Here is a 2,660-nt window from a genome sequence, read left to right on the forward strand (position 1 = left end):
CTCGTCTCCTTGACCGAAACGTCCAGTCCAGCAAAATGGTCCATGCTGCGCTTCTCCTTCTGATGCCTGAGGCCGTACACACGGACCTCGTTTCCACCATCGGTCTGAAGCGCAGCACCCCAAATCTTCAGCTATCCACAAGCTGCCGGCCGATTACCCCATCTTTCGGGGGGTGATCTCAACCGATCGACGCAACACCTTCTAATCTTGCTGGATAAGGAGGTGGCAGATGGTGACGTCACGGATATTGTTCACGGCGAAGCAGAAGGATGAACTTTGGGAGCGCTGGAAGAACGGACAAAGTGTGTTAGCCATCTCCCGGGCGCTGGAAAGGAGGAACAAGACCGGCGTCCAGCGGATCGTGGCTCTCAATGGAGGGATCGCTCCGGCGCCGCGTTGCAGAGCTGTGGCGGCGTTGAAGCTTGAGGAGCGCGAAGAGATTTCCCGTGGGATTGCGGCCGGCCGGTCGGTCCGTCGGATCGCACGAGGTCTCAAACGATCGCCATCGACGATAAGCCGGGAGATTCGACGCAACGGCGGTTCGCAGACTTACCGTGCAAACCGGGCCGAGAGGAGCGCCTGGGAGCGGGCGCTGCGCCCTAAGCCTTGTCGCCTGGCGCTCCATGGGGAGTTACGATGGCGCGTGGCGCAGAAGCTTGCGCTGCAATGGTCGCCAGAGCAGATCTCCGGTTGGCTGAAGCAGCAGTTCCCGACCGACCGAGACATGCGGATATCTCACGAAGCGATCTATCGCAGTCTCTTTGTTCAGACGCGCGGCGTGCTGAAGAAGGAGCTGACGGCACAGTTGCGTACAAGGCGGCAGATGCGTCACGCCAAAGGCGGCAAGGCCAAGAATGGACAGGGGCACATACTCGATATGGTCTCTATCCGCGAGCGACCCGCCGAGGCCGAGGATCGCGCAGTTCCTGGCCATTGGGAAGGAGATCTTCTTACCGGAGCAAGCGACACGCACATCGTGACGCTCGTCGAACGCCACAGCCGCTTTACGATGCTCGTCAAGCTTCCAAGGAAGGACACGACGACCGTGGTTGCCGCGCTCGCTAAGCACATCCGCAAATTGCCCGAGCAGCTACGACGCTCCCTGACGTGGGACCAAGGCAAGGAGATGTCTGGCCACAAACGCTTCACGGTTGCCACCAACGTGCAGGTTTACTTCTGTGATCCGCGCAGTCCATGGCAGCGTGGCAGCAACGAGAACACCAACGGCCTGCTGCGACAGTACTTCCCGAGAGGAACCGATCTCTCGCGCTTCTCCCAGGCCTACCTCAATGGCATTGCTCTGAGGCTCAATCAACGCCCGCGAAAGACCTTGGCCTTCGAAACCCCTGCCAATAGACTGCAACTGGTGTTGCACTGACCGATTGAACTCACCCCCTGAAACCGGACATTGGTCAGTGCGGTCGGGATGTCCCCTTTGTGCCAAAAGGAGACTAAGCCTCTCGATCACCTCGTCGGCACGGTCGAGCAGCGTGATGGGGAAAGTGAGGCCCAGTGTCTTGGCGGAGTTATCAAGCATTTTTCAACCTTGCCTTGGCTTTGACTAGATCCGTGGTGTCAAACCCCTCGCTAAAATATCCGTAAATCTCGCCGAGTTGCGAGCGATGCTTGTCGACGTTTTGTCTTAGCTCGTACAGGTCATAAATACTTACACAAAGTTTAAGTTCAAGTGACTTGGCTTTCTGTTGGCGCGCAACCTCAAGGCCCTTACACAAAAACCGCTCCGCCTGATCCAGATCTCGACGTGATCGCAGATATGTTTCTCCGAGCAAGCGATATATTTCAGCCTCGTAAAAGCGTTCGGAGCTCCCTTCATCGAGTCTTAATTTTGCCTGCTCCAGGAAGCCGAACGCTTGTTCGTATCGTTCATTCTTTATGCATACATCCGCCAGTAATCCCAGAGCATACGAATCGAACAATAAGGCGCCGGTGGTCCGTACTTTATCCAAACCGTCCTGAATCTCGGCAATCCCCTTGTCAAACTCGCCTTGCTGGGCACTTGCCCATCCGCGCAAAATCAGAGCCATGGCCAGATAGTGCACAAACCCATGCTCTTCGCAGAGTGCGATTGCCGCGTTAGCCTCCCGTGCGACAACGGCAGCCTCACCGCGAAACTGATGCACCCGGAGGCTTATCGTTCGTGCCATTGCCTCGCTGAACGCATGTTGAGATGTATCTGCATAATGGCGGGCCTCAGCGCAAATCCGCAACGCTTGATCTGGATAGCCGAGCAACCACATGGCCATGCCGTCGTATAACCTTACATGAACTCGCGGGTCTTGCGCTGACAGGTCAAGATACGCCGCGGCCTTGCTGTCTTCACACATGCTAATGCTGCGTTCTAGCGCCGCGTGGGCAGCGGCAAATTTCCCGCGCGCAAATAAGGTAAACCCTAAAGCTTCGTGGGCAAGAACCCTGAAAACGGAGTCATCTGCATTCTCGGCTGTATTCACCAAATCTTCGGCAAGGGCTTGAGCTTCACCCAGCGCTGCACGAAGGAAATTCCAGGTCCACAGACCAAACACCGCAGGCAAGGTATGCTCATCAAACCCACTCTCTTTGCACAGCTGGAGTGCTCGCGTATACGCCTGCTTCACACTGTCAACGCTCCAGCCCTTAGTCGCCCGGAGGGAGTGGCCAAG

2 protein-coding genes are annotated in these 2,660 nt (G+C 56.7%); one reads left to right on the plus strand and one right to left on the minus strand.

Features of this window, described 5'->3' with window-relative positions:
• Positions 1 to 229: 229 nt before the first annotated feature.
• Positions 230 to 1,378: an IS30 family transposase gene (locus tag VE128_00035; GenBank protein HZD83946.1), complete on the plus strand. Its 1,149-nt coding sequence runs from the start codon at positions 230 to 232 to the stop codon at positions 1,376 to 1,378.
• Positions 1,379 to 1,529: 151 nt separating this feature from the next.
• Here VE128_00035 and VE128_00040 read toward each other — a convergent pair.
• Positions 1,530 to 2,660, minus strand: a 1,131-nt coding sequence (locus VE128_00040; GenBank protein ID HZD83947.1) for a tetratricopeptide repeat protein, incomplete at its 5' end; no start/stop codon positions are given.

Origin of the sequence: Candidatus Angelobacter sp., assembly GCA_035643775.1 — a bacterium.
Classification (GTDB): Bacteria; Bacteroidota; Bacteroidia; order Flavobacteriales; family Blattabacteriaceae; genus DASQPV01.